The 24,601-nt window shown below is 71.6% G+C and carries 17 protein-coding genes; 13 read left to right on the top strand and 4 right to left on the bottom strand.

All coding sequences use genetic code 11. From position 1 onward, the window contains the following. Positions 1–54: 54 nt before the first annotated feature. From ACN20J_RS46160 to ACN20J_RS46140, 5 genes are read left to right on the top strand one after another with little or no spacing between them, the layout of a single operon-like run. Entirely contained in the window at positions 55–909 is an 855-nt protein-coding gene (locus tag ACN20J_RS46160) for a DUF4132 domain-containing protein (protein ID WP_419668378.1), read from the top strand. Beyond that, complete coding sequence (locus ACN20J_RS46155; RefSeq protein WP_419668377.1) at positions 906–5,972, top strand: hypothetical protein; 5,067 nt, start codon at positions 906–908, stop codon at positions 5,970–5,972. Before ACN20J_RS46160 ends, ACN20J_RS46155 begins: the two co-directional genes overlap by 4 nt. Before the next feature lie 31 nt (positions 5,973–6,003). Next, a complete protein-coding gene (locus ACN20J_RS46150; RefSeq protein ID WP_189843009.1) occupies positions 6,004–7,173 on the top strand; it encodes an ATP-binding protein in 1,170 nt (389 codons plus the stop codon). A 5-nt stretch (positions 7,174–7,178) separates the two neighbouring features. After that, entirely contained in the window at positions 7,179–10,910 is a 3,732-nt protein-coding gene (locus ACN20J_RS46145; RefSeq protein WP_419668376.1) for a vWA domain-containing protein, read from the top strand. Then, positions 10,907–12,766 (top strand): hypothetical protein, encoded by a 1,860-nt coding sequence (locus tag ACN20J_RS46140; RefSeq protein ID WP_419668375.1) that lies wholly within the window; start codon positions 10,907–10,909, stop codon positions 12,764–12,766. Before ACN20J_RS46145 ends, ACN20J_RS46140 begins: the two co-directional genes overlap by 4 nt. Before the next feature lie 19 nt (positions 12,767–12,785). On the opposite strand, the gene ACN20J_RS46135 is transcribed toward ACN20J_RS46140, so the two are convergent. Further along, positions 12,786–14,000, bottom strand: a complete 1,215-nt coding sequence (locus ACN20J_RS46135) for a cysteine desulfurase-like protein (protein WP_419668374.1) — start codon at positions 13,998–14,000, stop codon at positions 12,786–12,788. Between the two features lie 83 nt (positions 14,001–14,083). On the opposite strand from ACN20J_RS46135, the gene ACN20J_RS46130 reads away from it, so the two are divergent. From ACN20J_RS46130 to ACN20J_RS46100, 7 genes are all read left to right on the top strand, one after another. Then, complete coding sequence (locus tag ACN20J_RS46130; protein ID WP_362294867.1) at positions 14,084–14,581, top strand: DUF2975 domain-containing protein; 498 nt, start codon at positions 14,084–14,086, stop codon at positions 14,579–14,581. Beyond that, positions 14,581–14,805, top strand: a complete 225-nt coding sequence (locus tag ACN20J_RS46125; RefSeq protein ID WP_190229918.1) for a helix-turn-helix domain-containing protein — start codon at positions 14,581–14,583, stop codon at positions 14,803–14,805. Before ACN20J_RS46130 ends, ACN20J_RS46125 begins: the two co-directional genes overlap by 1 nt. A gap of 119 nt (positions 14,806–14,924) precedes the next feature. Beyond that, entirely contained in the window at positions 14,925–15,392 is a 468-nt protein-coding gene (locus ACN20J_RS46120; RefSeq protein ID WP_190229919.1) for a hypothetical protein, read from the top strand. 63 nt (positions 15,393–15,455) lie between these two features. Continuing rightward, the gene (gene secD / locus ACN20J_RS46115) at positions 15,456–17,741 is read left to right on the top strand and encodes a protein translocase subunit SecD (RefSeq protein WP_419668373.1); all 2,286 of its coding nucleotides are present in this window, start codon (positions 15,456–15,458) and stop codon (positions 17,739–17,741) included. A gap of 172 nt (positions 17,742–17,913) precedes the next feature. Next, positions 17,914–19,185: a saccharopine dehydrogenase family protein gene (locus ACN20J_RS46110; protein ID WP_419668372.1), complete on the top strand. Its 1,272-nt coding sequence runs from the start codon at positions 17,914–17,916 to the stop codon at positions 19,183–19,185. Between the two features lie 130 nt (positions 19,186–19,315). Then, positions 19,316–20,809 carry an APC family permease gene (locus tag ACN20J_RS46105; protein WP_419668371.1) on the top strand — a complete coding sequence of 498 codons (1,494 nt, stop codon included), beginning with the start codon at positions 19,316–19,318 and terminating at the stop codon, positions 20,807–20,809. 1 nt (position 20,810) lies between these two features. Next, positions 20,811–21,227, top strand: coding sequence for a universal stress protein (locus ACN20J_RS46100; RefSeq protein ID WP_189843019.1), 417 nt, complete (start codon positions 20,811–20,813; stop codon positions 21,225–21,227). A gap of 12 nt (positions 21,228–21,239) precedes the next feature. Here ACN20J_RS46100 and ACN20J_RS46095 read toward each other — a convergent pair whose 3' ends face one another. The 3 genes from ACN20J_RS46095 to ACN20J_RS46085 form a co-directional block, all read right to left on the bottom strand. Further along, positions 21,240–21,602: an SRPBCC family protein gene (locus tag ACN20J_RS46095; RefSeq protein ID WP_419668370.1), complete on the bottom strand. Its 363-nt coding sequence runs from the start codon at positions 21,600–21,602 to the stop codon at positions 21,240–21,242. A gap of 267 nt (positions 21,603–21,869) precedes the next feature. Next, the gene (locus tag ACN20J_RS46090) at positions 21,870–22,370 is read right to left on the bottom strand and encodes a cysteine dioxygenase (protein WP_189843023.1); all 501 of its coding nucleotides are present in this window, start codon (positions 22,368–22,370) and stop codon (positions 21,870–21,872) included. Between the two features lie 42 nt (positions 22,371–22,412). Beyond that, entirely contained in the window at positions 22,413–23,303 is an 891-nt protein-coding gene (locus ACN20J_RS46085) for an amidohydrolase (RefSeq protein ID WP_419668369.1), read from the bottom strand. 238 nt (positions 23,304–23,541) lie between these two features. Between ACN20J_RS46085 and ACN20J_RS46080 the strand changes: the two genes are divergently transcribed. After that, positions 23,542–24,546 carry a LacI family DNA-binding transcriptional regulator gene (locus tag ACN20J_RS46080; RefSeq protein WP_189843025.1) on the top strand — a complete coding sequence of 335 codons (1,005 nt, stop codon included), beginning with the start codon at positions 23,542–23,544 and terminating at the stop codon, positions 24,544–24,546. Positions 24,547–24,601 lie beyond the last annotated feature (55 nt).

Below are 24,601 nucleotides of genomic sequence, written 5' to 3'. Positions count from 1 at the left end.
GTGGTCTCACCTAGAGTTCCGGTCACTTGATCAGTGAAGTGCGGGGAGGCACATATGGGGTGGGTCACGGCCGGCGACTACGAGGTCGGCCTCAACGGCGGAAAGGTGGTGTGCCGCAACGCCGCAGGGCGGCAGTTGAAGTCCGTACCGGCCAAACTCGCGGACGAGCCCGCGGTCATGGGACTGCGGCAGCTCGCCGAGTGGCTGGAACGGCACGAGCGCCAGTGCCTCGCCGATGTCGAGAAGTGGATGGTGCGCTCGCTTCCGGTGCCACTCGCCGTCATCGCCCGGGTGTGGCCGGATCCCGCCTGGCAGAGCGCGCTGCGCGATCTCGTCGTCACCGGTCCGGACGGTGAAGTGGCCGGATTCCTCCGGGACGCCGACCTCGACCGCGGGCTCGGTCTCGTCGACCTCGACGGAGACAGCGTCCGCATCGCCCCCGAGCTCGTCCACCTCCCCCACCCCGTCCTTCTCGACGACCTTGAGGATCTGCGGGAGTTCGCCGTCGAACTCGGCGTCGAGCAGCGGGCCCAGCAGCTCTTCCGCGAAGTGTGGCGGCGCCCCGCGGGCCTCGACGCCGAGGCCACCAACGTGGAGGACTACGCGGGCGGCGCGTTCAAGCAACTGCGCTTCCTGCACGGCAGGACCACCCAGCTCGGCTACCGCGTGCGCGGCGGCAACGCCGTCTGCTCCGTGCGGGAGGACGCCCGTGGCGTCGAGGCCCGGGTCTGGATCGGTGACTACGACGGTTACGAGGAGACGGAGACCGGCCCCCTCATGTGGACCGACGGCTCCGGCCGGGTGCTGAAGCTCGGTCAGGTGGGGCCCGTCGCCTGGTCGGAGGGCATGCGCATGGCTGCCGCACTGTTCGCCGGGCGTGACATCGAGGACGAGGAGCAGGCGGCATGACCACCTACGCACACACTACTGCGACCGCGCTCCTCGAAGCGGGTGCCGTCCTGCCCGTGGGCACCACCACCGGCGAGGACGCCGACTCCCTCACCGTACGGACGTACACCCATCCCGCGCTGGACGGCCGGCTCGCCGTCCGTCTCGTGCCGGGAACCCTCGGCGAGGCCGAGGACCTGGCCCTGGAGTTCCTCGGTCTGGCCCGCGAACCGGAGACCCCCGAGGTCGGACAGGTGCGCCGCGAGACCCTCGGCTTCCCCGCCTGGGCACTGGTCAACGACCCGGCCAACGGCCACCACGCACTGGCTCTGGTCAAGGACGTCGAACGGCTCGCTCGCCAGGCCAAGTCCCGTCCCGGCACCGCCAAAGAGGGCTTCGAGGAGCTCGGCGAGCGGCTCGGCCGTGCCGTGCCGCACTTCCTGCCCACCTTCTACGAGCAGGCCGCCCGGATCTTCCTCCAGCACGAGAACACGACGTACGCCGCCGCCTTCTTCGGCAAGGCGCGCGAGGCCGAGCGGGTGCACGCGCTCGCCGTCGACGAGGATCGACAGCGCGCCGTGTTCCTGGAGTTCGCCTTCGCCGGAGCGCTGACGGTCAAGGCGCTCAAGGAGTACGTGAAGGACCTGGCCCACCGGCTCGACGCCGCCACGGCATGGTCGCAGTTCCGGCAGCTGTGCGTGGAGCGCTGCGCGGCGGGCATGCCGCCGTACGCTTCGCTGCCGCAGGACGCCCGCGGGCTGATCAAGGCCGCCGGGCTGTCCCGGGTCACCGAGGAATGTGCCCTGGTGGCCGACCTGGTCGCCTCGCCCGCCGCGGTGCGCGCGCCCCTCTCCTTCTGGACCGCCTACCGAGCCACCCTCGCGGTCCTCGCCGAGCGGCAACCGGCCGTACGGGCCCGGCTGTTGGAGATCATGCCGACCACCTTGGGACGCGAGGTCAAGGACGACGAGTTCTGGTTGACGCTGCTCGCGGAGAGCGGTGCCGATCGCCTCCTCACCGGCGAGGGCGGCGAGGACAGTGAGGCCAGTCAGGACGGCGAGAAGGCGGGAGCCGTCGACGCGGCCGACGGCATCGACGCGGCGGAGTGGCTCAGCCGCTGGGCCGCCCACCGCAAGCACGGCGGCACGTTCAGCAGCCGCTCCCCGCTCACCCTCCAGCTCGTCGAACGGATGGCACCGCAACTGCGTGCCGACGGCCGGGCCGTGGACCTGTTCACGGGCCGCTGGCACGCCGGTGCCGACCTCGACCTCCTGGACCTGTGCGTGGCACAGGGAATTCCTCTCGCGATGCCCGACGCGGACAAAGAGGTGTATCTGTCCCTCGACCGCTGGCTTCGCGATCGTGAGTCCGGTGGGCGCGACCTGACCGCCACGGCCGCGGATCCGCGTTTCCGGCCCCTGCTGCACCGGGCCATCGATGCGCTGAGCGACGACCGGACACTCGCCGGCGTGCTGGAGGCCCTCGCCTCCCATCCCGTACTGGGTGATGTACTGCGAGAGTGGCTGGACGACGCGGCCGAGACGTTCCGCGCCTCGACGGGGCTGCCCGGCGCCCGCGCAGCGCTCAATCGCCTGCGCCCCTTCCGGCCGGTCGCCGCCCGGGTCAGCCCTCAAGCGGTCGCGCGTGTCGGGGAGCACGAGATCGCACCGCTGCTCGGCCGCACCCTGCGGTCCGGCATCCCCGACGAACTGGGCTGGCCCGCCCTGGACGAGGCGCTGCGCCTCCTCGACACCGAGACAGATACCGATACCAAGACCAAGAGCGGGCGCAGGCGCAGCCGCGACGACGACCCACTGCGCCTGACCGAGGCCTGGCCCGCGCTGATCCTCTCCCGCAGGCACAAGGCCGTCGTCGTCGGACCGGACAAGATACTGCTCGACCACGACCTGCGCCTGCCCGTCGAACTGGACCGCTGGCAGCAACCGCAGTTCCGCTACACCGACGGCGAACTGCTCGTGATGTGGCGGCAGGACAGCAAGCAGTTCGGCTACTGGTCGGCCCGGCCGTCCGAAGTCTTCACCCTTGGCGGCGAGCAACTGCCGCACTGGTACGGCAACGACGCCGGTGATCCCTCCATCCCCCTGACCGGCGGCGGCCGTGCCACCGGCGGGCGCACCCTGCACGCCGGCGACACCGTTCTGCCGCCGAGCCGGTCCGTCATAGGTGACGGCACGACCTGCTGGCGCCAGGGCAGGCAGGGCCGACAGCAGGTCTGGCTGGAGTACGACCCTGACACCGGTACGCACGGACGGGCGTCCCTGCCCGCCTTCCTGCGGTCCGGCATCCGCGAGGACGCCTCACTCCTCCAGCACCACTGCGAGGTCCTGCCGCTGCAACCCGGCCTCGAACACAGCCCCTTCGGCACCGACGGCTCGGTGCTCGGCCGCTGGGTGCGCTCGGAGGGCGAAAGCGCCGAGGCCCGGACGACCGCCGGTACGCCGGACGGCCGGACCGTCACGCTGCGGGCGGCCGGCTTCCCTCTCGGTGCGCTCCGACTGCCCGGAGGTGCCGAGCCCGTCGCCGCGTACCTCCACCAGCATGTCGTGCTGTTCGCCTCCGAGGACACCTCCGCCACCGGCGAACTCGGCCGGGTGACACCCGGTCAGCGGGGCGGGGAGTACGCCGCGGGCACCCGGCTCGTACCGCCTGTCGCCTTCTGGCACGCCCTGCGTCCCCGTGACGAGCGGGCGTCCGCCGTGCTGCGCGCGCTCACCGACGAGGTGGCGGCCGTCGTGCTGCGTGCCGCAGCCCAGGCTCTGAGCGAGCGTGAGGCACAGATCGTCAAGGCCGGCGACGCCGCCAACACCATCGTCGACGGCAAGCCCGTCGTCCCGTCGGTGGACGACTTCATTCGGCCTGCCGTGTCGACGGCCCTGCCCGGCCTCACCGACGAGCGGCTGATCATCGGCGTGTCCGCCCTGGTCCGTGAGGCGCTCCGCCTCACCGGGACGGCTGCCGCGTTCGTGGCCCCGCCGGCCGAGAAGAAACGGCCCGAACAGCGGCAGAACGAGGAGATGTTCGCGGACTACCGCCCCAAGCACGGCGAGGACCGGACGCTTCGCGCGGTCACCGCCGGCATCGCGGATCTCGGGGGATGGTGGGGAGGCAACCACGCGTGGACCGCCCTGCGCCAGATCCGGGCCGTGAACCACGTGCTGTCCGGACGGCCCGCCGAGGGCAAGCCGCTGCCCGACCTCGCGCGGACGGGCGCCCTCGGTGACGGCTGGCGGAGCGAGGAGCGCACGATCCCCGACATCGGCATCGTGTGGCCGTCGGTCCTGGCCGTGCTGAGGCCGCTGGCCTTCCGGACCGCCACGCCCACCCTGACCGACGCCGAACGGGAATCCCTGCTCCTGCTGTTGGAGTCGGTCGCCGAAGGACCGCTGGCCGCACCCGGGAACGGGCTGCGCGAGATCCTGCTGAGCGAGCCGCACACCAAGCAGCAGCGTGCCGGTCAGGTACTCCGCCGGGACGGACGCACCGTGGTCCTCCTCGGCTGCCAGAACGTCGACAACGAGCGCAACCGGGTCGGTTGGCTCGCCCTCGACCACGACCCCTCGGGTGCGTTCGGCGCCGTCGCCCACTTCACCCTGGACAAGGAGACCGCGGTGCCGTCGGCGTTCCCCGCCGACGGGCTGGCCGCCCTCACCCGGACGATCCGGGACAAGGGCGCCGCCCCCTGGCCCACCGAGGCGCCCGCCGCGTTCGCCGCCGCGACCCGCGACGGTCTGGGTCCGATCCAGGCCACCGTGCTCCTCGCCGCGCGTCCGCAGAACCCCAGCGCCGACGTACTCGCCACGATCGGTCTCAAACCCCGGCAGCTGGATCTGGGCAACGGCCGCCTGTCGTCGCTCGGCCGGGAGGACCGGTTCGCCCTCATGAGCGCCCTGCTGCCCGAGGACCCTGCCGATCTCTGGACGACCGGACCGGACATCGCAGCCGCGGGACGGGTGTGGGCCGAGCGCCTCGCTTCCGTCGTCCGCCTGCCCGAGGACCTCGCGGTCGATCTCGCCGGTCTGCCCGCCGACTCCGCCGAGGCCGTGCTCAATCCGGGGCTCACCCCCTGGATCAGCCGCACGACGGTGCAACGGCCGGACAAGAAGGGCAACCTCGTCGCGGCGGATCCCGCGGCAGTGCCCGGACGGTACGACCTGACCCGTGCCGTCGCCGCCCTGGCCGCACTCGCGTATGCCCTGCCGTACGGGCACCCGCTGCGCGCCTGCCTGCCCGAGGGCCTCGCGGCCCTGCGTCGCCGGCTCACCGACCCCGGGCTGCTGCTCGACCTCGACGTCGAGTGGACGGACAAGGGCGGCTCGACGGCGGTCGAACTGCGCAAGGCATACGGGCTTCCCGCCACCGGAGGAGCCGACGAACACGGCCTGACGCCTGTCGGGGAGGCCCTCGTGCTGCGCCCCTGGTACGGCGATCAGGAGACGGTCCTGCTCCGCCCCGCGGCCCTCACCGGTCCGGACGACGCGGTCCTCGGGCTCCTGGAGGGCCTGGTGGGTCCTGACCGCGACGGTGGTCTCCAGGCCCTGCGCACGATCCTCGACGACGGACTCGACCGCGCCCTGGCCGCCGGCCTCGACATCGAGGGACCCGTCGGTCACGCACAGGATCCGATCCTCGTCGCTCCCGCGCTGGTCGCCGAAGTGGCCTCGGCACACGGTCTGAGCGAGGACGCGGCCGTGCTCTACCTCCAGTTGCTGGCCCTGCCCGATCCGACGGACCGCAACTGCGCCCGCTGGACCGGCTGGAAGCCCGCTCGGCTGAAGAAGGCCCGCACCGAACTGGCCGCCACCGACCTGGTCGTCGAGGCGAAGCGCCCGCGCGCCGGGCGCACCCTCTTCCTGCCCTGCGGCTGGCGCGACCTCAAGTCCCCCGCCCTGCCGGTGGAGATCTGGAAGGAGGACCTCTACCCGGTGCGCGACCGCTCGCGTGCCGTGCCCCGCCTCCCGGTGCCCGACCTGTTCGCCCACGCCTGGCAACGCGTCCAGGACGGCGACGCGCCCGCATACGAGAAGCTCACCACCCGCGCCACCCGGAAGGGCCGCCGCCGATGACCACCACCCGACCCGACCGGACGGACCACCGATGACCACCACCCTGGCCGCCGACACGGCCCGCCAGATCACCCCGCCCGAGGACCGGCACGCCACCGAGCTGGCCTTCCTCGCCGCCTACGACGACGGTCCGCGCCCACCCGCGTGGCACCTCACGCCCCGTGCCGTCGTCACGTTCGTCATGGGCAGCGACGGCCGGGCCCTGCGGCTGCCCGACGACGCCCAGGCACCCGAGGGTGTGCCGCGGCGCCTCGTCGTAGAAGGCAAGTTCGTCGGTGACCGGGCCCTGGTCGAGCGGTGTGTCGTCACCCTCGCCGGTGAGCGCGGGCTGCTGCTCGTCGGCGAGCCCGGTACCGCCAAGTCCATGCTGTCCGAGCTGCTGTCCGCCGCCGTGTGCGGCACCAGCGGCCTGGTCGTCCAGGGCACCGCGGGCACGACGGAGGACCAGCTCAAGTACGGCTGGAACTACGCCCTGTTGCTGGCCCAGGGACCCAGCCGGCAGGCCCTCGTGCCCTCGCCCGTCCTGACCGCCATGACCCGCGGAGCCGTCGCCCGGGTGGAGGAGGTCACCCGTTGCTTGCCCGAAGTGCAGGACGCCCTGGTGTCGTTGCTCTCCGAGCGGCGCATCGCCGTACCCGAACTGGCGGGCACCGAGGACTCCCTGGCCCACGCGGCACCCGGCTTCAGCCTCATCGCGACGGCCAACCTGCGCGACAAGGGGGTCTCCGAGATGTCGGCCGCGCTCAAGCGCCGCTTCAACTTCGAGACCGTCGGCCCCATCGCGGACCTCGACGCCGAGACCGCGCTCGTACGCAGTCAGGCACGCGCCTCGGTCGAGCGGGCCGGAGCCCCCTTCCGGGTCGACGACGCCGTACTGGAAGCCCTCATCACGGCCTTCCGGGACCTGAGGGAGGGCCGGTCCGCGGAGGGCTGGGAGGTCGAGCGGCCCTCCACGGTGATGAGCACCGCGGAAGCCGTGTCCGTGGCGGGCGCGCTGGGGCTCGCCGCCGCCTACTTCCCTGGCGACCGTGACGTCCTCGGCCTCTTGCCGGGCCACCTGCTCGGCGTGGTCCGCAAGGACGACCCCGCCGACGCGGCCCGGCTGCGCGGCTACTGGGACGGCCCCGTCAGGCGCCGCGCCGAACAGGGCTCCGCCACCTGGCGCACCCTGTGGGACCTGCGCACCGTCCTGGAGGACTGACCACCGTGCCCCTCTCCCCCGACGAAGCCGTCGCGGCCCTCACCGACCCGGCGGCGCCCTACCTCATCGGCGTACGGCACCACGCGCCCTCCCTGGCCGCGGCCGTGCCCGCGCTGCTGGACGCGGCCAAGCCGGACGTGCTGCTCGTCGAACTCCCCGACGAGATGCAGGAATGGCTGCCCTGGCTCGGTCATGAGGAGACGCGGGCGCCGGTCGCCCTCGCCGCCGCTCCCCGCGACGGGGGCGGCGGCCGGGGCCCGGCCTTCTATCCGTTCGCCGACTTCTCGCCCGAACTCGCCGCGGTGCGCTGGGCCGCGCGGCACGACGTGCCGGTAGTCGCGTGCGACCTGCCGCTCGCCGACCGGGCGTGGAGCAGCGAACGGCACGCCTCCGCATGCCCGGACGACGGTACGGACCGGGGCTCGACTCCGGAACAGCCCGGACCTCCCAGCGTTCCGACGTCCGCGCAGCCGTCCGGCGGCCCCGCCACTCCGCCAGCGCAGGCACCTGGCTCCGACCGGGTCACCACCGGCGAGACACCCGGCGCTCCCGATCCCATCGGCGACCACAAGACGTCCCACCGAGCCGGCCTCGCCACCGCGCTACGGGCCCGGCTCACGGGCCGTACCGGTGACGATCTTTGGGACCGCCTTGTCGAGACGGCCGCCCCGGGCTCGCCTCCCGAAGCACTACGACGGGCCGCCCTCCTGACGGGCTGGGCTCTACGTGAGGACGCCGCCGCTTCCGGAGGCGTGCCCGAGCTGGATCTGCGGCGCGAGGAGTGGATGCGCGCCCGGCTGGCCGCCGCCACCGCGAACGGCGAACGCGCAGCAGTGCTCGTCGGCGCCTTCCACGCCCCGGCGTTGACGTCACCGGGCACACCGGCGGACCCCCGATCGACCGCCCCTGTCGGCTCTAGCGCCGACTCCCCGGCATGGACGACCTCGCTCATCCCCTACACCTACGCGCTTCTCGACGAGCGGTCCGGCTACCCGGCGGGCATCCGGGACCCGGAATGGCAGCACCTGGTCCTGGGCGCGGCAGGTGACCCGGCCGCGTTGGAGGACGCCCTGACACGCGCCGCCGTCCAGATCTGTGCCCGACTACGCACTCTCGGCCACCCGTCGGGCCCCGCCGACGCCCGGGAGATCTGCCGCCTCGCGGGGGACCTCGCCCGGCTGCGTGGACTTCCCGCAGCCGGCCGGGGCGAGCTGGTCGAAGCCGTGCAGACCGTACTCACACAGGGTGAACCGTACGGGCGCGGCCGAGCCGTCGCGCAGGCGATGGAGCGGGTGCTCGTGGGAACACGCGGGGGCCGCCCTGCGCCCGGAGCTCCCCGCAGCGGACTCGCTCCGGCGGTGGAGGCGGAGCTGACGGCGTTGGGACTGCCCGGACCCGACAGCCGCGGCGCCGACACCACGCGGGATCTGCGTCTGGATCCGCTGCGTTCCGACCTGGACAGCCGCCGTGAACTCCTGTTGCAGCGCCTGACCGTGTGCGGCGTGCCGTACGGAGATCAGAAGGAGGTCGTCGGCGCAGGCGGGTCCGAGGCTCTGACCTCTCGCTGGGAGGTGCGCTGGACTCCCGCCACGGCGGCCGTGCTGACCGCGGCCGGTGTCCGGGGAGTCACCCCCGCGCAGGCTGCGGAGGGGATGCTGCGCGAACGCCGGCGCGCGGAGCTGGACGAGGGCGGGCCCACGGCCGCGCAAACCCTGAACGGCCTTCGGCAGGCGGCGGAGTGCGGCCTGCCCGCCCTCACGGACGAACGCCTCGCCGACATCCGCGACGTGCTGCCGCAGTCCGCCACGCTGCCGGAACTCCTCGCCGGTCTGGCCCTGTTGGACCGACTGCGGGCGGGTCACGTCGCGGGCCTCGACACCGACGAGGAACGTACCGACACGGTGGCCACCGTGGCCGAGCTGCTGACCGCCGCGGCGGTGCGGCAGGTGGACGGTCTCACGGGTTCCGAGGACCGGGGCGACGCACACGCGCTGCTCGAACTCGCCCATCGCGCAGACCTCTTGGGCGGCATCCGGCTCGCCGACGCGCTCGCCCGACTCGCCGCCGACGGCTCCCCGCTGATGCGCGGCGCCGCCGGAGCAGTACGCGTACTCCTCGGTCACGAGGACCCGCATGTTCTGGGCGATCGCATCGCGTCCTGGGTCGACTCGGCCAACACTCCCGAGGCCCGGACCGCCCTCACCGACCGGCTCATCGGAGTGCTGACCGCCGCGGGACCGCTCCTGGAGGCGGCGGCTCCCGCCCTGGAACCACTGCTCAACCGCATCGTCGAGATGCCCGACCGGCAGTTCCTCGACCGGCTCCCCTCGCTCCGGGGAGGCTTCGACACCCTCAGCCCGGCGGCACGCGACCGGCTCCTCGACACCGTCGAAGAACGCCTCGCCACCTCGCATCTGACCGACACCGGCGGCGTCGACCCCGCCGCACTCGCCACCTGGACCCGCGCGGACCTCGCGGCCCGCGCCGCCCTGCGCACGCTCGGGCTCCTGCCTCCGCCCAAGGGGGACGACCTCGTTCCGGCGCCCGAAGGCCCCGAAGCAACCGGACAAGCCGGACCAGCCGAAGCAACCGATCGAGTTGCTGAGCAATCCCCCGAGGATCACGTCCTCGCGTCCGCCGACCGCTGGCGGCTCGTACTCGGCCGCCGTACGGATCAACTGCCGCACTCGGCCTCGGCGTTCGCGACCGCGCTGGACGAGTTGTACGGCAGCGGACGCGGCGAGGGCAGCAGGGGCGACCTGACCGGACCTCGCCGACGCGGCGGGGGCGGCCGGGAGGCTTCGTACCCGGGAGTGCGCGAGTGGTCCGAGGAACTGGCCGCTCTGTTCGGACCGGGCATCCGGGAGGAGGTGCTGGCGGCAGCCGCGGCGTCGGGCCGCAAGGACGTGATAGCCGAGCTCAACCCGGACGTCGTGCGGCCCTCCGTCGACCTGTTGCGCACCGTGCTCCAGCACGCGGGAGGACTGCCCGAGGCTCAACTGGCCGCCCTGCGCCCGCTGGTCCGCCGCCTGGTCGAGGCGCTGACCCGGGAACTGGCCACACAACTGCGTCCCGCGCTGCACGGCGCGGTCCTGCCGCGCCCCAGCCGACGGCCGGGCGGCGGCCTCGATCTGCCCCGCACGCTGCGCGCCAACCTCGCGACCGCGCGCCGCGGCCCGGACGGCACCGTCCAGGTCATCCCTGAGCACCCCGTCTTCCGTTCGCGCGCCAAACGCGCCGCGGACTGGCGGCTGATCCTGGTCACCGACGTGTCGGGTTCCATGGAGGCCTCCACGGTGTGGGCAGCCCTCACGGCTTCCGTCCTGGCCGGAGTTCCGACCCTGTCCACACATTTCCTGGCCTTCTCCACGGAGGTCATCGACCTCACCGGTCATGTCGACGACCCGTTGTCGCTGCTCCTTGAGGTCAGCGTGGGCGGCGGCACCCATATCGCCGCCGGGCTGCGCCACGCCCGCGAACTCGTCACCGTGCCGTCCCGCACCCTCGTCGTGGTCATCAGCGACTTCGAGGAGGGCTACCCCCTCGGTGGTCTGCTCGCCGAAGTCCGCAGTCTCGTCGGGGCCGGCTGCCATGTACTCGGCTGCGCGAGCCTGGACGACGCCGGTCGCCCCCGGTACTCGACCGGCGTCGCGGGACAACTCGTCGCCGCGGGCATGCCCGTCGCCGCCCTCAGCCCACTCGAACTCGCCCGCTGGGTAGGGGAGAAAGTCTCTTGAGCCTCGACCTGCCTCCGGTCGCCCCGGCCGTGACCGCCGAACTCGTCCAAGGGCTCACGCCCCGGCTCCGCAAGCGGCTGGACGCCGGCGTCACCAAGCTGGCGGGGCGGCCGTCCGTCCGCGACGGCGACACCGTACGCATCGCCGTCGACGACGACACCCACCTCGAACTGCACGCCCCCGGCGGCACCGTGACCAGCACGGACGCGATCCGCTGCGGCTGCCTGCTGGCACCGGACTGCCTGCATCGCGCGGCTGCGGCCTCGGCGGCACCGATCGCCGAACCCGAGCCGGAGTCCGAGCCGCAGTCACAACCCCAGCCACAGCCGATGCCGGGCGCCGTGCCCACATCGGTCGGCGAGGACGCACCCGCCTCCCCGGGCGGACCGGCCTCCGCGAATACCCCGATCGCGGCGGACACGCCAGGCGCGGCGGACACGCCGGACACCGAGTCCGCGTCACCCACGGAGCTCGACACCCCCACCCCCGACCAACGCGCCGCCGCGCAAGCCATGTACGACGCCGCTGCCGCCGTACTCGAAGCCGGTACGGACGGGGCAGGCGCCGTGCTGCAGGCGGAGTTGCTGCGCGCCGCTCACACCGCGCGGATCAGCGGTCTGCCCCGGATCGCCGCCTCGGCGGTCTCCGTGGTCACCCAGCTGCGCGCCGCCCGCGGCGCCGATCCGGCCTACCGCCTCGCCGAGTTGACCGCCGCCCTCCGCGACGTCCTCGGGACAACCCATCGCCTTCCGGGCTCAACCGGCCCCGAACTCGCCGCCCTGCGCGGCGCCGCACGGCAGCCGTACGCCCCGGACGGATCCCTGCGGCTGTACGGGCTGTTCTCCGAGCCGGTCCTCACAGCGACCGGCTACGCGGGAGCGGTCACCTGGACGGCGGACGCCGAGGGCCGTCTCTACACGGTCTCGGACGTCCTCCCGGGAGGGCCCGGCCGGGCGGTGGGTGCGGCAGACCGGGCCGTACGCATCGGGGACACGGCTCTCACCCACCGCGAACTGTCGCGGGCCGGGCTCGCCGTGGCCGGCGCGACCGTCTCCCCGACGGGCCGACTGGGTGCCGGAGCAGGCGTACGGGCGGTGCGCGCGTCCGGCGCCTTCTGGCGCGAGGACCCTCTCGCCGACCTGTGGGCACTGCCCGTCGCCGATCAGGTATCATGTGCCCTGACCGGCGGGGACGGCCTGCTGTTCCTCGACGTGACCCTCACCGGTACGGTCCGCGAGGCCGCGGGAGACTGTCTGCTCGCCGACTGCGACGGATTGACGCTCCGCCTCGCCGCCGCCCATGACCACCCGGCGCTGCCCTACCGCGACAACCTCCGTCTCCTCTCGGCCGTTCCGGGCACCCGACTTCGGGTCGTCGCCCGCCTCGACCCGTCTCCCCAGCCCCGGGCGCTGCTCCTCGCCGCCGACCACCCGCGTGATCCCGAGGCCCACCTCGACCTGGGTCTCGACCGCCTCCAGCACGCGGACCTGCCGGCCCCGGCGATGGCGCCCGCCGGATCCTCACCCACCCCGGACGAGGCGCCGCTGCATCTCCTGCGCCGCCGTGTCCACCAGGCGGCCTCGGCGGGCCGTCGCGTGCTCGCCTTCCCCGGAGACAGCGCCAACGACAGCCGGCGCCTGGGCCGCTACGGTTTCGCCTGCGCCGGAGACCTCCTCGACGAACTCCATTCGGCTGCGGCTGACCGGTCCCGCGACGTCTTCGGCCGTCTCGTCCCCGCCGACATCAACCGGTTCGCCCACGCATGGCTCGCGGCGGCCCACTACACCGAGGAGGTCGACCGGTCGCTGTGCGCGGCGGCGTGGGGAGCGGATCCGGCGCTACCACCCTCCCCCTGAACAAGATCGAGGGCTCCCCTCAGAGCGCCAGGAACTCGGACATGCCTTCCAGGAGCCGTTCGACGTCCTCCGCGTCGTTGTAGGGGGCCAGGCCGATCCGGAGGCCACCGGTGTCACCCAGGCCGAGTCGACGGGAGGCCTCGATCGCGTAGAAGGACCCCGATGGCGCGTGGACGCCACGCTCCGCGAGGAACCGGTAGGCCTCCGTCGACGCCAACGACGAGCGCCCCTCGAACGTGAGCAACAGAGTGGGAGTGCGATCGACCGCCCTGGAGTGGACCTGGACACCCCGGAGCGAGGACAGCCCCTTGTCGAGCTGTGTGCGCAGGGCATGTTCGTGTGCTTCGAGTGCCGTGAACGCCGAGGCAAGGCGCTGTCGTCGCGTTCCTGTGGCCCCCGTGTCGAGCCCGGCGAGAAAATCGACCGCCGCTTGCGTGCCCGCGAGGAACTCGTAGGGCAGTGTGCCCAGTTCGAAGCGTTCCGGGACCGCGTCCGTGGAAGGCAGGAGCTTGTCCGGCCGCAGCGTTTCCAGCAACTCCGGCCGGGCGGCGAGGACTCCGTGGTGAGGGCCGAGGAACTTGTACGGAGAACAGACGAAGAAGTCCGCGCCGAGCCGCTCCAGGTCGACCAGCGTATGGGCGGTGTAGTGGACGCCGTCGACGTAGGTGAGCGCTCCGGCATCGCGCACCAGGCCGGCGATCTCGGTGATCGGGGGACGTGTGCCGATCAGGTTGGAGGCAGCGGTCACGGCGACCAGCCGGGTGCGCGGGGACAGAACGGCACGGACGTCGGCGGCGGTCAGTTCGCCGGTGGCGGGATCGAAGTCTGCCCAGCGCACGGTGGCACCCGCCTGGGCGGCGGCTTGGATCCACGGGCGGATGTTGGCGTCATGGTCGAGACGGGTGACGACCACCTCGTCCCCGGGCGACCACGTCTTGGCGAGGGCACGGGAGAAGTCGTAGGTGAGCTGGGTGGCACTACGACCGAAGACGATCCCTGTCGGGTGCGCTCCCAACAGGTCGGCCAAGGCCTGGCGGGCCTTGGTGACGATGCTCTCGGCGTTCCGCTCCCCCGGTGTCCCTTGCCCACGGTTCGACAGAGGCCGCGCCAACGCGTCCGCGATGGCCTGGATGACGGGCTGCGGGGTCTGGGTGCCACCGGGGCCGTCGAAGTGCGCGGTTCCGGCGCCCAGCGCCGGGAACTGGGAGCGGAGGGCGGTGATGTCGTACGTCACGAGAGCTCCTGTGGGTGCCGTGCCGAGGCAGTTCCTGGACGAAATCGATTGCTTTTCGATCGATAACAATCGATAATCGATATATGCATCGTCTCTTCATAGCCGCACTCAGGGCCGGTATCGCCGCAGCGATCCTGGTCGGCCTCTTCGGCCAGATCGTAGTCATTCCGACGACAGCGGCGGACGAAGTCGATCGTTTCCCTCCCTACGCACCGTTCGCCACGCCATATGTGACGGTGGCGATCGTCGGCGTCGTCTGTGTCCAGGTCGCCCTCGTCGCGGTGTGGATGCTGCTCGCCATGGTCCGACGCGGCGCGATCTTCTCACCGCTGGCCTTCCGGTGGGTCGACATCGTCATCGGATCCTCCGTCGTGGCCACACTGCTGGCGCTCGGCGTCGCCGGACATCTCTTCGTGGCCGACATCCCGTCTCCCGACGACGGCATGGAGGAACTCAGCGCCCTGGGCGCCGCGATCACGAGCGTCGGCGTGGGAGCGGCGTTCGCGATGCTCACCGTCATCATGCGAAGCCTCTTGCGCAAGGCGACGGATCTGCAGACCGAGATCGCCGCGGTCGTCTGATGGCGATCATCGTCGACCTCGACGTCCAGCTCGCCAGACACAACCTGTCGGTCGGCGAGTTCGCCGCTGCCGTCGGCATCACGCCCGCCAACATCGCCGTACTGAAGAACGGCCGCGCGAAGGCGGTGCGGTTCACGACCCTCGACGCGATCTGCCGGACGCTCGACTGCCAGCCCGGCGACGTACTGCGCTGGGTCCCCGACGACGACGCGAACGGCGGCTGACGAAGTCCCGGACCGGATTCGCCATCCGTACCGTCCCGCGCGAACCTTATGCGTTCCTCATGCGTTGTCCGATAGGGCCGCCACCCGTGGCGGCCCTGTCCCTGAGGAGGAGGAACCGCATGGCACAGCGAACCCGTGCGTCCTCCACCTCCGACAGCCGGAACCTCACGCCCATCACCGGCGCACTTCTGTCGGCGCTGTTCGCGCTCCTCGGCGTACTCGGCCTCCAGGGCATCCCCGCCGCGGCCTCCACCGTCGCATCGACGCCGGTCGCAGCCGCCGCGTACCAGAGCCCGGCACCGGCGGCGGAGATCCCGCCGGCCACGAGTGTCGCGACCAAGGCCGACAGCCGTAGCAGCGCCGAAGACAAGTGCACCACCACCTGCGGCCAGCAGCCCCGCGTAGGCAGGGCCACGCCGGGCGAGTGGCACACCCTGGCTCCGGGCGGGGTGTCCGTCCCGCCCGGACTGGTGCTCCCTCTGCCGGAGTCCGGGCCGCAACTGCCGCTCCCGCAGGGCACCTTCACGCCTCCACAGCATTCCGAGCGTCACAGCGGGCGAGGCCCGCCGCCTTCCAACGGCATCTGACGTCACCCAGTCGATCCCCACCGCTCCCTTCTCATGGCTGCGGTATGCCTGTTGGAGGCACCCTTGACGCGCGCCATCCGCGTGCGGGCGTTCTTCGCCCTTGCAGTTCTCGCCCTGTCGCTCTACATCACGCTGACCGTGCCGGTCCGCCTCGGACTCGATCTGCGCGGCGGCACCCAAATCGTCCTGGAAACCCGGGATTCGCCCACGGCCAAGGCCGACTCGGAGGCCACTGACCGCACTTTGGAGGTACTGCGCCACCGCGTCGACGCGCTCGGCGTCGCCGAACCCAGCATCGCCCGTTCCGGAGAAAACCGGATCATCGTCGAGCTGCCCGGCATCCAGGACCCGCGTGAAGCCGCCGACGTCCTCGGCCGTACCGCCCAACTCGCCTTCCATCCGGTCCTCGGTATCGCGGACGCCGACGAAACCTCACGAAAGCCGCTGCCCAAGCAGTCGGCGGAACTCGTCCTCCCCGACGAGTCCGGTCAGTCCGTGCGCTTGGGCCCGTCGGCGCTCACCGGCGCGGACGTCGAGAGCGCCGAGGCGCGCATCGACCAGCAGAGCGGGGTCGGCTGGTACGTCGGTGTCGACTTCAAGGGAGCAGGCGGCGACGCCTGGGCCCGCCTGACGGGCGAGGCGGCGTGCCGTCCGGCCGGCGATCCCGCCCGCCGCGTCGCCATCGTCCTGGACGACAAGGTCATCTCCTCCCCGCAGGTCAACTCCTCCGTCGCCTGCCGTACGGGCATCGCCGGCGGATCCACTCAGATCACCGGCTCCTTCAGCCGTGACGAGGCCCGCGAACTGGGCCTGCTCATCAACGGCGGAGCCCTGCCGGTGCCGGTCGAGACCGTCGAACAGCGCACCGTCGGCCCGACCCTGGGCGCATCCGCCATCGAGGCCAGTGCCCGGGCCGCCGTCATCGGCACCGCGCTGACCTCCCTGTTCATCATCGCCGTCTACCGGCTCCTCGGTGCCCTGGCCGCCGTGGCCCTCGCCTGCTACGGAGTCATCTCCTACGCGGCTCTCGCCGCACTCGGCGCCACCCTCACCCTCCCCGGGCTCGCGGGATTCGTCCTGGCCATCGGCATGGCCGTCGACGCCAATGTGCTCGTCTTCGAACGGGCCCGCGAGGAGTACGCGGCCCGTCAGAGCAAGGGCCTGCGCGCCGCCCTCACCGCCGGATTCCGCAACGCGTTCAGCGCCATCGCCGACTCCAACATCACCACGCTCATCGCCGCGGGGCTGCTCTTCTTCCTCGCCTCCGGACCTGTCCGCGGCTTCGGTGTCACCCTGGGCATCGGCGTTCTCGCCTCCATGCTCAGCGCTCTGGTGATCACCCGGGTCCTCGCCGACTACGCGGTCGCCCGCCGATCCGTACGACGCCGTCCCCGTCTCACCGGCATCGCGGACACCGGGAAGGTCCGCGACTGGCTGGTCCGCCGCGATCCCGACCTGATGCGCCGTCGCCGCACCTGGCTGGCCGCGTCCGCCGCCGCGCTCGTCCTGGCCACCTCGGGCATCGCGCTCCGAGGGCTGGACTTCGGCGTCGAGTTCACCGGCGGACGGCTCATGGAGTACTCCACCTCCACCCCCGTAGATGCCGACCGTGCCCGGGACGCCCTGGCCGACGCCGGTCTGCCCCGCGCGGTCGTGCAGACCTCCGGCGACGGTGACCTCTCCGTACGGACGGATCAACTGTCCAACGCCGAGGCGGCGAAGGTGGACAGGACGATCGGCGACCTCGCGGGCAGTGCCGACAAGATCCGCGACGAGCTCATCGGCCCCAGCCTCGGGGACGAACTGCGCCGAGGAGCTCTCATCGCCCTCGCCTCGGCCCTGGCCGCCCAGTTGCTGTATCTCGCGGTGCGCTTCCGCTGGACCTTCGGCACATCGGCGGTCGCCGCGATGGCACACGACGCCCTGATCCTCGTAGGCGTCTTCGCCTGGCTCGGCAAACCGATCGACGGAGTGTTCCTCGCGGCCCTGCTGACCGTGATCGGATACTCCGTCAACGACTCCGTCGTCGTCTTCGACCGGATCAGGGAACTGTCGGCCGGCGACCGTAAGACACCCTTCTCGCGCCTCGCGAACACCGCGATCCTGCAAACCCTCCCCCGCACGGTGAACACGGGCATGGGAGCCGTGTTCATCCTCTCCGCCCTCACCCTGCTGGGCGGAGACTCCCTGACCGACTTCGCGCTCGCCCTGCTCATCGGCATCATCGTGGGCACGTACTCCTCGATGTTCACCGCCGCACCCCTGGCCATCGAACTCCAGGCCCGCAGCACCGCCCCGCCGCCCGACGTCAAGCCCCGATCGGCCCAACGAGGCGCGGCAGCGATCTAGGAGCACAGCACAGTAGAACTCCGCTTCTGACCTGGGCATACGAAGTCGATCGAGCATGGCGCGACATCTCCGGATCAGTCACCTCTCACCGGGCGGTCCGGCTGATATCGTCCTGGCCCACCGAACAGGCAGGGGGCTCCCCTGCGACGGCGGGACGAAGGGGTGCTGCGCCATGCGAGTTCTCTTGGTCGGAGCGGGAGGCGTCGGGACCGCGATCACGAGGATCGCGGCCCGGCGTTCCTTCTACGAGCACATGGTCGTCGCCGACTACGACCCGGCGCGGGCGGAGTCGGCCGTCGCGGCGCTCGGGGAGGACGAGCACAGGTTCACGGCGGTACGACTCGACGCCTCGGACACGGCCGGTGTGCGGGCCGCCCTCGCCGAGCACCGCTGCGACGTCCTGCTCAATGCCACCGACCCCCGTTTCGTACTGCCGCTGTTCGACGCGGCACTCGCCCATGGCGCCCACTACCTGGACATGGCGATGTCCCTGTCCCGGCCGCACCCGACCCGCCCCTACGAGGAATGCGGCGTCAAACTGGGAGACGCCCAGTTCGCGCGGTCCGCCGAGTGGGAGGCGGCGGGCCGGCTCGCGCTGGTCGGCATGGGTGTGGAGCCGGGCCTGTCGGACGTCTTCGCCCGCTACGCAGCCGACGTCCTCTTCGACGAGATCGAGGAGATCGGCATCCGCGACGGCGCCAACCTGGTCGTGGACGGCTACGACTTCGCCCCGTCCTTCAGCATCTGGACGACCATCGAGGAATGCCTCAACCCACCGGTCGTCTACGAGGCGGACCGGGGCTGGTTCACCACACCGCCCTTCAGCGAGCCCGAGGTCTTCGACTTCCCGGAGGGCATCGGGCCGGTGGAGTGCGTCAACGTCGAGCACGAGGAAGTGCTGCTGGTCCCCCGGTGGTTGAAGGCCCGCCGAGTCACCTTCAAGTACGGTCTCGGCGACGAGTTCATCGGCGTCCTCCAGACCCTGCACAAACTGGGCCTGGACCGCACCGATCCCGTCACCGTGAACGGCGGCACCAGCGCCGGAACGGGCAAGGTCACGGTCTCCCCGCGGGACGTGGTCGCCGCCTGTCTGCCCGACCCGGCCGGCCTCGGGGACCGTATGCACGGCAAGACGTGCGCCGGTACGTGGGTCAAGGGCACCAAGGACGGCCGGCCCCGGGAGGTGTACCTCTACCACGTGGTCGACAACCAGTGGTCGATGCGGGAGTACGGCTCCCAGGCCGTGGTCTGGCAGACCGCGATCAACCCCGTGGCCGCTCTCGAACTCATCGCGTCGGGAGCCTGGCACGGCAGCGGGGTGCTCGGCCCCGAGGCACTGCCGCCCCGGCCGTTCCTCGACCTGCTGACGGAGTACGGGTCACCGTGGGGCGTGCGCGAGGACACGCCCGGACCCGGGCCCGGGTCCGATGACCCCGCCGTCTGACTCCCCGTCGGCGCTCGCGCACCCGGAGACGTCTGCCCAGGTGACATGCGTATCCAAGAGGCCCTCAATAGCGTAGAAAGTTCCACAACGCCCTGTTGTATGGATTCACGCACAACCGGAGCGAGGGAACATGGCCAACGACACTGCGGACGCACCCCCACCTGTCGGGTTGAAGGCCAACGCGATCGGCTTCGTCGACGCGCTCGTCATCGGTCTCAACTCCACCTCCCCGGCGTACTCGCTGGCGGCGGTCATCGGTCCGATCGTGGCGCTGGTGGGCATCTACGCCCCGGGCGTGATGGTCGCGTCCTTCTTGCCGATGCTGTTGATCGCATCGGCGTTCTACTACCTCAACAAGGTCGACCAGGACTGCGGTACGACCTTCTCGTGGGTCACCCGGGCCATGGGGCCGTGGGCCGGGTGGCTCGGTGGCTGGGCCATCGCGATGACCGGGGTTCTGGTGGTCGGTTCACTGGCGGACGTAGCCGTGAGCTTCGCACTGCTCGCGTTCGGCCTCGACAGCTGGGCCGACAACGACTTCGTACGCCAGTCGCTCGCCGTGCTGCTCATCCTCGTGATGACGGCCGTGTGCGTCGTCGGCACCGAGGTGTCGGCCAAGGTGCAGAACGTCCTCATCCTGGCGCAGGTCGCCTGTCTGCTCGCCTTCGTCGTCGTGGCGCTCTACCGGGTCTACGCGGGCACCAGCTCCTTCGACTCCATCGACCCCGCCTTCAAGTGGCTCAACCCCTTCGGAGCCGGCGGCGCTTCGCTGACCGGAGCCCTGCTGCTGGGGGTGTTCATCTACTGGGGCTGGGAATCGGCGGTCAATCTCACCGAGGAGGTCGAGAACTCCGCCACCGCTCCCGGCAAGGCGGGCGTCTGGTCGACGGTCGTGCTGCTGGTGACCTATCTGTCGGTCGGTTTCGCGGTCGTCGCCTACGCCGGCACGACGTTCCTCGCCGAGAACGCCGACGAGGAGGAGTTCGTCTTCGCGCTGCTCGCCACCGAGGTGATGGGCGGCTGGGACTGGGTGGTGCTGCTGGCGGTGTCGACGTCCGCGCTGGCGTCGACGCAGACGACGATCATCCCGGCGTCGCGCACGGCACTGTCCATGGCGCGCCGTCACGCGTTGCCCGAGCACTTCGCCCACATCCACCCGCGGTTCCGTACGCCCGACGTCAGTACGTGGTGGGTCGCCGGCATCGCCATCGCCTGGTACCTCATCGTCAACCAGATCAGCACCAACGCCCTCTTCGACTCGCTCACCGCGCTGTCGTTGCTGATCGCGTTCTACTACGCGCTCACGGGTGTCGCCTGCGCGGTCTACTACCGCCGCCATCTGACCGAGAGCGTGCGTTACTTCGTACTCATCGGCCTGGGCCCGCTGGTCGGCGCCGGGCTGCTGGCGTGGCTGCTGGTGGAATCGGTCTCCGACATGGCCGACCCCGAGAACTCCTACAGCGGTGTCTCGTGGTTCGGCCTGGGTCCCCCGCTCGTCATCGGCATCGGGATCGCCCTCATCGGTGTGGTGCTCATGGTCGTACGGCGGCTGATGTCACCCGTCTTCTGGTCGGAACGCCCAGGTGTGGCCGACGCCGATCTCGTCCACGGCAAGGAGTCCTGAGATGTCGGTTGTCCTCGGATACGACGAGTCGCCGGGCGCGGCACGCGCACTCCGTGTCGCGATCGAGGTGTCCGCCGCGTTCGACGAGCCGCTCGTGCTGGTCTACGGCGCCGCGGCTCCGGGAACCCTGGGCGAGGAGTACGGGGCTCACCACGAAGCCGTCCGTGAGGCCGGACGCGTCGCGCTCGACCACGCCGTCAGGGTGGCCGACGAGGCCGACGTACGGACAACCGTCGAGATCATCGACCAGAAGCCGGCCCAGGCGCTGATCGACGCCGCGTCACGTCACGAGGCGCGGTTCATCGTGGTGGGCAGCTGGGGGGAGAGCCCGATGCGCGGAGCGCTACTGGGCTCGACCCCCCACAAACTGCTCCACCTGTCGAGCGTCCCGGTCCTCTGCGTGCCGACCGAGCAATGACTCAGCCCGCCATCAGGTTGCGGGTTCGGCCAGCAGCGCGTCGATCTGGCCCAGGCCTGCGGACATGCCCTCGGCCATGCCCATGGACACCAGCTGTTCCATCGCCTCGGCCGTGGGGAACGTGCTCTCGACCGTCATCAGCGTGGCGCTCTCGCCGTCTGCGGTGAGCCGCACGCGGACGATCATCGTCGGCATGTCGGGGTTGGGCTTGCCGGCGTCATCGGCGAAGCCGTCCTCGAACTCCAGCCGGTTCGGGCTGGGGTCACAGTGGTGCCTGGGTGCTGTTTCGGGCTGGAGAACTGGCGGGACTGGCTTGATCTGATGAACGGCGACGAGCCGTGGCTCGGCCACGATCCCTCGCCGCGGGTCGAGCATGCCGGGGCGGTCGCCCGAGTGTGGCCTGATGGGGATCGCCCGGCGGGTCTTCCCATCGAGCTTCCGCCGGCTCAACTGCCCGAGCTGCTGGGCCTGGTTCGGGAGCAGCTTGTCGGATTCCTCGGTGCGGTTGAGGCGTGGGGTGCGAGTTACGCCCCGTCCATCGCCGGCGCCGTGGTCGCGAAGCTCGATGAGGACTTCGCCGTCAGCGCTCCTCTCGACCGAGGGCGGAGCTGAGCGCCGATCGGCCGGTCGGGCCAGTCCGCCTCAGGCCGCCGGGGTGTCCAGTGGGCGCAGTTCGTCGGCGTACGAGACGGAGATGCGGCGCATCAGGCCGTCCTCGGTGATGTCGTACTGGCCGAGACGCCACAGCGGTGGCGAGTAGGCGTGGATCGAGACGGCGTCGTCGGTCGCGCCGGTGAGCCGGTGGATGTGTTCGGGGCCGAAGCAGAAGGACTCGCCGGTGGTGACGGTGACGGACAGGTGGCTGCCGCCGATGCGTGGGTTGGACTCGTGGAGGGCGCCCTGGACGATGCCGACGGCGCCGGAGGAGATGTCGTGGTCGTGCCAGCCGGTGTCGTTCTGCCGGGTCCAGCAGAGCAGCCAGACGTCTACGTATTCGTCGCGGTACAAGGACGCGTAGTGCCTTTGTTCGTCGGAGAAGGCGACCTGTTCGCGCCAGAGGTCGGGGCGGGTGGCGAGGTTGTCGACGAGCGCCTGGAGTTCGCGCTTGTCGAGGGTGCGGTCTGGCAGCGACTCGTACGTCATGAGGGGCTCCCTTCGGGTCGGGTCCGCCACGGGCGGCACGGCTCAGGCGTGGCCGTACAGGAGGCGGGCGGGGTTGGTGGTGCGCAGCGCGTGGACGGCGGCAGCCGCGCCGAGGTCGGGGATGACGGGAGGTGCGTACGGGCGGTCGCTGCCGCCGACGACCACGTCGATGCCGACGGCCCGAACGACCGCGTCCACAGCGCGAGTTCCGTAGGAGGAGGTCTCGTAGAACGCGTCGAAGTCGACCTGGCCCCGCCCGCCGCCGCGGATCGCGAGCCGTTCGCCGTGGAGCGGGGCGAGGCCCGCGAGGGCGGCGAAGCAGACGCGCAGGCGGGGGTGGCGGGCGCGGCCGAAGGCGCGGAAGGCGAACCAGGACGCGTGCATCTGGTGGATGTACGGGACCAGGGCCGGCCACCACGGAGGAGCGTCGGGGGTGGGCCGGACCGTGCCCGGGTGGATGAAGAGGGGCTTGCCGTGGCGGGTGAGGACGTCGAGGAAGGGGGCGCACCGGGTCCAGCCGGCCGCGTCGAGGAGGGCTGTGGCGGGCAGTTGGAGGCCCGCGCAGCCGCGCCGGAGTTCGCGTTCGACGGCCTCGGGGTCCGGTGCCGACAGGCAGGGAGAGGCCCAGACGCCGAAGGGGGACGGCAGTGCGAGGGCTCCGTCGTGGAACGCCGACAGCAGCGGGGCGGCCTCGGCGGGCGGCAGGTACTCGATGCCGAGGGGGCTTGAGAGGGACACCAGTGCCAGGCCCAGTCCGTCGGTGGCGGCAAGACGCGTACGGGCCGTGATGTCGTGGTCGGCCGGGTCGACCTCGTAGGGCGGTTCGCCGCCCGCGTGCAGGGTCCAGCCGTCGAGGTACGGCGGTGTGGTGCGGGAGCGCAGCAACTCGATGAAGTCGGGTGGCCAGATGTGCTGGTGGACGTCGGTGGGCACGCGGCGGTCCTCGGGCTGGCAAGGATGAGAGGCAAGGTTGAGGAGGGGCGGTCAACCTAGGTTAAGCGTTTCACTTATACGGTTAACTTAAGCGATTAACAAGCGGGCCTGTCAAGCATGCGTTGGCGGCGGAGACGGGGCCCGTGCTCGGGAGCGGCACCCGCGTGCGGACGGACCACGGCGGCACCCGGCGGGCCGTGTGCTCACAATGCGGACGCGTCCCGGTAGGCTTCCCGGCATGGCCAGGCCCAGCAAGCGCACCACCCTTCGGGAGGTGGCCGAGGCCACGGGCCTCTCCACCGCCGCCGTCTCGTACGCCCTGCGCGGCAAACACGTCTCCAAGGAGACCGAGGAACGGGTGCGCCAGGCCGCGGCCGAACTCGGCTACGAGGCCGATCCCATCGCCCGCGCACTGGTCAGCGGCCGCACGAGCATGGTCGGCGTCCTCGCCGGCGACCTCCAGGACCTGTGGCAGCAGCAGTTGATGGCGGCCATCGGCCGGGAGCTGCTGGCCGGCGACCGCTACGCGCTGATCCTCGACGCGGGCGGCGACCCCGACCGTGAACTGGCCCTCGCCAAACAGCTTCGCGACCAGCGGGTCGACGCGCTGCTGGTGTCTCCCGTGAATCCCTCCGCGAAGGGCTGGGCCGCTATCGCCGACTCGCTGCCGGTGGTCGCCGTCGGCGACTCGCTGAGCCGGGCCCGCACGGCCGGCCAGGTCATCTTCGACAACCGGGCCGGCATCGACGCCGTACTGGAGTATCTGCACGGCCTCGGCCACCGCCGGGTGACCGTGCTGACGCCGACCCGCCCGAGCACCCCGGACCGGCCCGCCGACGTGTATGTCCGCGAGGCGGCCGACCGCCTAGGCCTCCAGGCCGAACTGGTCCCCTGCCCACAGGAGCTGGGCGAGGCGACGGCGGTGGCGCGCGGCGTATTGGACGGAGCCCACCCTGCGACCGCCGTGTTCTGCTTCTCGGACTCACTGGCGTACGGGGTCTACGCGGCTGCGGCCGACGCCTCACTGGAGGTGGGCCGGGACGTCTCCGTGGTCGGCTTCGACAACCATCCGGTGTCGCGGGTGCTCACCCCGCCGCTGACCACCGTGGACTGGGGGCTGACCCAGATCGCGGCGGAGGCGGCACGGCTGACGGTCGCGGCGATCGAGGGCAAGCGCGTACGGAAGAAGCGGGTGCTGTGTGCGCCGCAGATGAGCGAGCGTGGGTCTGCCGTGCGGGTGTGAGACCCCGGCGAGCGCCTGACCGAGTACGTCACTGACCGGCCTCGGCAGGAACCAG

The organism is Streptomyces sp. 2-1, assembly GCF_048564895.1.
Lineage (GTDB): Bacteria > Actinomycetota > Actinomycetes > Streptomycetales > Streptomycetaceae > Streptomyces > Streptomyces phaeochromogenes.
This window is presented reverse-complemented; position numbering and strand designations above follow the sequence as displayed.

Bases quoted from the DNA above. Each gene is read 5' to 3' on its own strand.
- ACN20J_RS46080 (WP_189843025.1), top strand. From the start codon at position 23,542: ATGGCCAGGCCCAGCAAGCGCACCACCCTTCGGGAGGTGGCCGAGGCC.
- ACN20J_RS46095 (WP_419668370.1), bottom strand. From the start codon at position 21,602: ATGCTCGACCCGCGGCGAGGGATCGTGGCCGAGCCACGGCTCGTCGCC.
- ACN20J_RS46160 (WP_419668378.1), top strand. From the start codon at position 55: ATGGGGTGGGTCACGGCCGGCGACTACGAGGTCGGCCTCAACGGCGGA.
- ACN20J_RS46155 (WP_419668377.1), top strand. From the start codon at position 906: ATGACCACCTACGCACACACTACTGCGACCGCGCTCCTCGAAGCGGGT.
- ACN20J_RS46105 (WP_419668371.1), top strand. From the start codon at position 19,316: ATGGCCAACGACACTGCGGACGCACCCCCACCTGTCGGGTTGAAGGCC.
- ACN20J_RS46125 (WP_190229918.1), top strand. From the start codon at position 14,581: ATGGCGATCATCGTCGACCTCGACGTCCAGCTCGCCAGACACAACCTG.
- ACN20J_RS46150 (WP_189843009.1), top strand. From the start codon at position 6,004: ATGACCACCACCCTGGCCGCCGACACGGCCCGCCAGATCACCCCGCCC.
- ACN20J_RS46110 (WP_419668372.1), top strand. From the start codon at position 17,914: ATGCGAGTTCTCTTGGTCGGAGCGGGAGGCGTCGGGACCGCGATCACG.
- ACN20J_RS46100 (WP_189843019.1), top strand. From the start codon at position 20,811: ATGTCGGTTGTCCTCGGATACGACGAGTCGCCGGGCGCGGCACGCGCA.
- ACN20J_RS46120 (WP_190229919.1), top strand. From the start codon at position 14,925: ATGGCACAGCGAACCCGTGCGTCCTCCACCTCCGACAGCCGGAACCTC.
- ACN20J_RS46090 (WP_189843023.1), bottom strand. From the start codon at position 22,370: ATGACGTACGAGTCGCTGCCAGACCGCACCCTCGACAAGCGCGAACTC.
- ACN20J_RS46130 (WP_362294867.1), top strand. From the start codon at position 14,084: ATGCATCGTCTCTTCATAGCCGCACTCAGGGCCGGTATCGCCGCAGCG.